This window comes from Empedobacter sp. R750, from assembly GCF_030324345.1.
GTDB classification, from domain to species: domain Bacteria; phylum Bacteroidota; class Bacteroidia; order Flavobacteriales; family Weeksellaceae; genus Empedobacter; species Empedobacter falsenii_C.
This window is the reverse complement of sequence record NZ_JACAGF010000003.1, coordinates 56294-63675: the sequence shown is the minus strand read 5'-3', so window position 1 is coordinate 63675 and position 7382 is coordinate 56294. Positions and strand designations below refer to the sequence as shown.

At 32.2% G+C, this 7382-nt stretch carries 4 protein-coding genes and 1 tRNA gene; all 5 read left to right on the top strand.

Annotated elements, in window-relative coordinates; translation table 11 throughout:
- The first annotated feature begins 144 nt into the window (after window positions 1-144).
- The 5 genes from HXZ74_RS04355 to typA all read left to right on the top strand — a co-directional run bounded on the left by HXZ74_RS04355 (window position 145) and on the right by typA (window position 7288).
- Window positions 145-3288 carry an AsmA family protein gene (locus HXZ74_RS04355; RefSeq protein ID WP_286474023.1) on the top strand — a complete coding sequence of 1048 codons (3144 nt, stop codon included), beginning with the start codon at window positions 145-147 and terminating at the stop codon, window positions 3286-3288.
- Window positions 3289-3469: 181 nt separating this feature from the next.
- A complete protein-coding gene (locus HXZ74_RS04350; RefSeq protein WP_280062551.1) occupies window positions 3470-4042 on the top strand; it encodes a DUF2306 domain-containing protein in 573 nt (190 codons plus the stop codon).
- On the top strand, window positions 4039-4965 hold the full coding sequence (locus tag HXZ74_RS04345) for a YARHG domain-containing protein (protein WP_280062548.1): 927 nt from the start codon (window positions 4039-4041) through the stop codon (window positions 4963-4965). Before HXZ74_RS04350 ends, HXZ74_RS04345 begins: the two co-directional genes overlap by 4 nt.
- A 185-nt stretch (window positions 4966-5150) precedes the next feature.
- Window positions 5151-5223 (top strand) — tRNA-Lys (locus HXZ74_RS04340).
- Between the two features lie 262 nt (window positions 5224-5485).
- Entirely contained in the window at window positions 5486-7288 is a 1803-nt protein-coding gene (gene typA / locus HXZ74_RS04335) for a translational GTPase TypA (RefSeq protein WP_038334507.1), read from the top strand.
- Window positions 7289-7382 lie beyond the last annotated feature (94 nt).

The window sequence follows — 7382 nt, the reverse complement described above, 5'->3', positions numbered from 1 at the left end:
GTCACAAGAAGCCAAGCAGAAATGTTTGGCTTTTTTTATGCAAAATAATTGAGGTGAACATGATAAATGTTGCGGTAAATAAATATCGTATTGTTTCCGATTAACTTCTATTCTCAGTTACTTTGTTCAACCGATTTTATGATTATGAAGAAGAAAAAAACAGTTCTCTCAAAATTAATGAAAGTAGTCAAAATTACTGGATTTTCTTTGGGTGGAATTGCATTGGTTTTATATGTTTCGCCTTATTTTTTTAAGGATCAAATTAATGAAGGCATAAAAAGCGTTGCCGAAAATTATGTAAAAACGGAAATTGAATTTAAGGATTTGGATATTTCGTTTTTCAATCATTTTCCTAAGCTAACAGTTACTTTAACGGATTCTTCCATCAAAGGTTCTACGCCTTATCAAACCGAAAATTTAATCTCTGCGAAAGAAATTGCACTTGGTGTAGATGTCAAAACGTTGTTTGATGATAAAATAATTTTCAATGAATTATTTATTACAGATGCAACGATCAATCTGAAAATAGATAGTTTAGGTCGTAATAATTTTGATATTATGCAGTCTTCTGATGAGGTTGAAAAAGAAGAAGACTCAAGTGTAGGATTAGCGTTGAATAATTTTAAAATCGCGAATTCTAACTTTTTATATGACGATAAATCATCTAAAACTTATCTAAAATTAGATCAATTTGATTACGATGGACTGATAGATTTTACAGAAAATCAATTAACATTAAATGCAAAAACGGATATCAAAAATGTCAATTTTAGTTTTGATGAAGAGAAATATGTTAAGAATTTACCTTTAAAAGGAAAGATTAATTCGAAAATTGATTTAAATAATTTATCCTTTTATTTTACTGAAAATAACCTCGAATTAGGTCAATTTCCTTTTTCGTTGAAAGGTTCTTTGTTGATGCCAAATGAAAGCAAAGTTTTTGATTTGACGATTTCATCAGAGAAAAATGATCTGCAATATATTCCTGCGATTATTCCAGAAGCGTACCAAGAATGGGCAAAAGACGTGGAATTGAAAGGTTCTTCTACGATTCTTTTTACGATGAAAGGTATTATGAATGCGACAACAAATCAGAATCCAGATATTCATATTGATGCAAAAATTGATGATGGATGGATGAATTATAAGAAATCATCTTCTCCAATCAAAAATATAAATCTTGTTTCTACAATTGATTTGCAAGCGTTGGATCCTGATAAAATGCGTGTCAAAGTCGAGAATCTTGATTTCAAATTGTTAGATGGAACAACTAAAACTAATTTCACGTATTGGGCTGGAAAAACAATGTTTTCGGAAGGAGTTATCGAATCGAGTATTGATTTGGAAGCTTTGAAAAATGCAACAGGTTTCAACCAATTTGATGCAAAAGGAATTCTTGATATGGAAGGAAGTTGGAAAGGTTCTATCGTTCAGAATGCAAAAAATCCTTTGCAAAAAATTCCAACATTTTATCTAAAAGCTAATCTTGAAAATGGTTATTTCAAAATGAATGAAATGCCCGCTGCTTTGGATCATATTAATTTGGATTTGACGATGAAAAATACAGATGGAAATATCAAAAATACGTCTGTATTGGTTCATAAAATTGATGCAAAAGCGATGGATAATTATATGATTGGACGATTAGAATTGAAAAATCTGAATAATTTTCCGATTAATGCAGATTTTGGTGCTAAAATTCATTTAGAGGATATCTACAAAATTTATCCAATAAAGAATATTGATATGCGAGGCGATTTGTTTGTAAAAATGAAAGCAAACGGAACGTATGAGCCAAAACGTAAAAAAGTTCCAGTTTCTAATACGGTCGTTATTCTGAAAAATGGTTACATAAAATTACACGAATATCCGAATTTGCCTTTAGAAAATATTACGGTAGAAACGCATATAAAATCAGGTAGAGGTTCGTTTAACGATTTATCAATAGATGTTTTACCAATCAAATTTACATTGGCAAGAAAACCATTTATGGTGAATGCAAATCTGAAAAATTTAAATAATTTAGATTATCGAATTCATTCAAAAGGTGAATTGAATTTAGCTAATATTTACAAATTATTTCCAATCGAAGGTTTAGATGTTGATGGGTTGATTGAAACTAATTTTGGTGTAAAAGGGAATAATGGAGCGCCTTTGGAGAGTTTTCAAAACAAAGGTTTTGTGAAAATCCAGAACATTAATATTAATACAAAATTCTTTCCAAGTAAATTTGTTATCAAACAAGGAGATTTCCGATTTGAAGGAAGTCATTTGACTTTTAAAGATGTAAAAGCGCGTTATAAAAAGAATGTTTTTGTATTTGATGGAGATGTTTCGAATTACATCAATTATGCGTTAAAAGATAATGAAACATTAAAAGGAACTATTAATTTCAAAACAAATCGTGTCAATATTGATGATTTTATGGCATTTAATACCGAATCGACAGCGACTAATTCGGTTGCTGCGGAAGAAGGTGTGGTTTTGTTGCCAAAAAATGTAGAATTGTCGATAAAAGGTCAAGCAAAAGAAGTTTTATTTAAAGATATTACGTTGCAAAATTTCGAAGGAGATTTAGGTTTGAAACAAGGGAATCTTGAACTTCAAAATACGAAGTTTAATTTGATTGGTTCTGAATTTACAATGAACGGAAATTATGTGCCAACAAATGCGAAAAAAGCGAAATTTAATTTTACTGTAAAAGCCAATAACTTCGATATTCAGCGTGCTTATCACGAAATTACGTTGTTTAGAGAATTGGCAAGTGCAGCGGAAAAAGCGCATGGAAAAGTTTCGATGGATTATCAGCTCGAAGGTGATTTGGGCGCAGATATGTTCCCAAAATTGAAAACCATAAAAGGTGGAGGGAATTTTACGTTAGAAGAAATTAAATTTTTAGGATTTAAAGTATTCAATTCTGTTGCAGAAAAAACTTCGACTGATGCGTTGCATGATGCGAATGTGAAGAAAGTGACATTCAAAACGAAGATTGAAAATAATGTAATTACGATAAACCGTACGAAATTCAAAATTGCAGGTTTCCGTCCACGAATCGAAGGTCAAGTGACTTTAGATGGTTATATGAATCTGGGTATGCGACTTGGTTTGCCTCCGTTTGGGATTATCGGAATTCCGATCAAAATTACCGGTCCAGCGGATACGTTTGAGGTTGAAGTGGGGAAATATCACAAAGAAGATTTAAACGAAACGGATGACGAATTCGGTGAATATCAGAAATCGTTAGAAGAAGAAAAAGCGAAGCAGGAAACTGCTCAAATCAAACAATAAATATAAAATCCTTCAGAATTTCTGAAGGATTTTTTCATTATAAATAGTGATTGCGAATCATCAATAAAAAGTGTATTTTTAGATTCAAAATCAACCAAATCTGAAACTTACAACTGCTATAAAAAATACCTCGTGGTGGAAAATACTACTTTTCCTTGTTTGGCTTTATTTCTTCGAATTAATGCTGCAAATCACGTTGCGTTATATTCCGATTTCGTCGGATGTTTCATTTTTAGCCATCAAACAAGATGAGGTGACAACAATTCCAAGTTATTTAACCATTTTTTACATTCACGTTTATTCAGCAATATTTACATTGTTTTTTGGAATTGTTCAATTCATTAAAATTACCAATCAACAAATCAGAAAAATACATCGACTTTTCGGTAAATTTTATTTTTATATCACTGTTTTATTGGCTGCGCCGAGCGGAATTTACATTGGTTTTTATGCAAATGGAGAATTAATAGCGCAATCAGCTTTTGTGATTCTCGGTATTCTTTGGTGGATTTTTACGGTAATTGCAGTTGTTAAAATCAAACAGAAAAACATTCAATCTCACCGAAATTTTATGCTTCGTAGTTATGCGTTGGCTCTTTCTGCGCTTACGTTACGCGCTTGGAAAGTGATTTTGGTTTATCTTTTTCATCCCGCACCGATGGATGTTTATCAAATAATTGCGTGGTTGGGATTTGTGCCCAATTTATTGCTTGTAGAATATTATATTTATAAAACTAAACAATCTAAAATATGAAAAAATTAGCACTACTTATTTGCACTACACTTGTTGTTGTTAGTTGTAAAGATGACAAAAAAAATGCCGTTAAGAATAATGATTCTAATGACACGATTTCATCGATTCATATCGAGCCAACGCAAGAAGATGTCGGGCTTTGGTCTGGAATTTTTGAAGCAGATTCTGTTGATTATGATAAAGGTGATAATTGGTCGCTTCGAAATCGAATTAGTATTGTTATTCAGAAAATAAATAATGATAATACGGTTGAAGGTTATAGTGTTTCAGCGGGAAACATCAGACCATTTAAAGGTGATTTGGTGAAAGAAGGAAATTCACGTTATGTGATGGCGAATGAACCTGGCGATCAAAAATATGATGGAACTTTTAAGTTTAATATTTCTGAAAAAGATGATTCAATTTATGGAACTTGGATTTCGAAACGTACTGATTTACCTGTACTTTCTCGAAAATTTAGTTTGAAAAAAACAATGTTTAACTATGATCCTAAAAATATTTTAATTCAGCCAAAATATGGTGTAGATGAAGAGTATGCGGATGAATATGATAATGTAGATTGGGTGAATTCTAAAAAGAAAAAATACGACGAATCAGATGGGGAAGAGTATTTTGTAGATGTGCAACGTGCTGCTTCGGATGAAATTTATAAGATAAATGGATCAACGCAAAAGTTGACGGAAAAACAATTGAAAAATCTACATAAGTTAGATTTAGAGATTATTCGCAATACAATTTATGCGCGTCATGGCTATTCGTTTGCGAATCGTGGCGCACGACAATTTTTTGATTATGTAGATTGGTATGTGCCGTTGTATACAAATGTTGAGGATAAATTGTCGCCAATCGAGAAAGATAATATTGCGTTATTGAAGCGTTTTGAGAAATATGCAACCGATAATTACCAACAATATGGACGTTAAAATTTAGAATTTTGATTAAGATAGAATGAGTTAAAACTCAATCCGAAAATAAGATAGTAGGATTATCATTTTGCTTTATAGGTTAAATTTAAGAATACAATTGTTTTTATTCGATAAAACCTCTGGTCTGAAAGAACTTTGCAGAGCAAATCAAGATAATTTTGTTTGTTGTGTTTATTAATTTTGGCTCGTTAGCTTAGTTGGTAGAGCACGAAACTCTTAATTTCGGGGTCCTGAGTTCGAGCCTCAGACGAGTCACGAAAAATCTGTTACACAAAAGTGTAGCAGATTTTTTTTGTTTTTTGTAATTATGATGAAGAATTATAAGTGAAATCATTAAAATCTTTCAATGAAAAAACTAGTTTTTCATTAATCAATCTGCAAATAAATCAACGTTTTAGTAAAAAGTATTCAGTAATATTAAATTTTTCTAAATTAATTATTGCTAAAATTAAATAAAATCAAAAGTATAGTAATAAAAAATAAATTTGTCGTAAATTTGCACCCATAATTTTCAAGGATGCAAAACATTAGAAATATTGCGATTATCGCACACGTTGACCACGGTAAAACTACATTGGTTGACAAAATTCTTCACAGCGGAAACGTTTTTAGAGAAAACCAAGAGTCTGGTGAATTAATCATGGATAACAATGATATCGAGCGTGAGAGAGGGATTACGATCTTTTCTAAAAATGCTTCGGTAGATTACAAAGGTGTAAAAATCAATGTGATTGACACTCCTGGCCACGCGGATTTCGGTGGAGAAGTTGAGCGTGTATTGAAAATGGCTGATGGGGTTATCTTATTAGTTGATGCTTTCGAAGGACCAATGCCTCAAACGCGTTTCGTTTTGAGTAAAGCATTAGAATTAGGATTGAAACCATTAGTTGTAATTAACAAAGTTGATAAAGAAAACTGTCGTCCTGATGAGGTTTATGACAAAGTTTTCGAATTATTCTTCAACTTAGATGCAACAGAAGAGCAATTGGAATTCCCTGCATTTTATGGTTCATCTAAACAAGGATGGTTCAATACAGAAAATGTACGTGTAGACGATATTTCTCCATTAATGGATGGTATTCTTGAACATGTTCCTGCTCCAGAAGCTTATGAAGGTTCTTTACAAATGCAAATTACATCTTTAGATTATTCTAAATTCTTAGGACGTATTGCAGTTGGTAAAGTAAGTCGTGGTGTTATTAAAGAAGGAGATTGGGTTGCTTTAACAAAACCTGATGGAACATTCAAAAAACATAAAATCAAAGAATTATATACATTTGCTGGTTTAGGTAAAGTAAGAGCTACTGAGGTAAAAGCAGGTGATATTTGTGCTGTTGTTGGTATCGATGGTTTCCAAATTGGAGATACAATTGCAGATCCAGAGAATCCAGAAGCATTACCAGTTATGCACATCGATGAGCCTACAATGAATATGTCTTTCGGAATTAACAACTCTCCATTCTTTGGTAAAGACGGTAAATTTGTTACTTCTCGTCACTTAGTAGAGCGTTTAGAAGATGAGTTAGAGCGTAACTTAGCTTTACGTGTAGAGCCAACAGAAGATTCTAATACACAATTAGTTTACGGACGTGGTATCATGCACTTATCTGTATTAATCGAAACGATGCGTCGCGAAGGTTATGAGTTGACAGTTGGTCAGCCTCAAGTAATCTTCAAAGAAATTGATGGTGTAAAATGTGAGCCTTACGAAACATTAGTAATTGATGTTCCAGATGATTATTCTTCTAAAGCAATCGACTTAGTAACTCAACGTAAAGGTGATTTATTAGTAATGGAAGCAAAAGAAGGAATGCAACACTTAGAGTTCGAAATTCCATCTCGTGGATTAATCGGATTACGTTCTCAAATGTTAACTTCTACTGCTGGTGAAGCTGTAATGGCACACACTTTCTTAGAATACAAACCATTCAAAGGAGCAATCGCTGGTCGTTCTGCAGGTGTAATTATTTCGAAAGATCAAGGTACATCAACTCCTTATTCTATTGATAAATTACAAGATCGTGGAAAATTCTTTATCGAGCCAGGTGAAGAAGTTTACGAAGGAATGATTATCGGAGAACATTCTCGTAACAATGACTTAGTAGTAAACGTAGTTGAGGCTAAGAAATTAAATAATATTCGTGCAGCTGGTAAAGATGATTCATCTTCTATCGCTCCAAAAACAGAAATGACTTTGGAAGAATGTATGGAATATATCCAAGCTGATGAATGTATCGAGGTAACTCCAAACTTCATCCGTTTACGTAAAATTCACTTAAAAGAAGTAGATCGTAAACGTTTCGAAAAATCAATGAGCTAATCATTTGAAATTATATATAACAAAAAACCAGAAGTTAATCTTCTGGTTTTTTTATGGGTCAATATTTATTAAATCAAAAAATCACTATAATTAG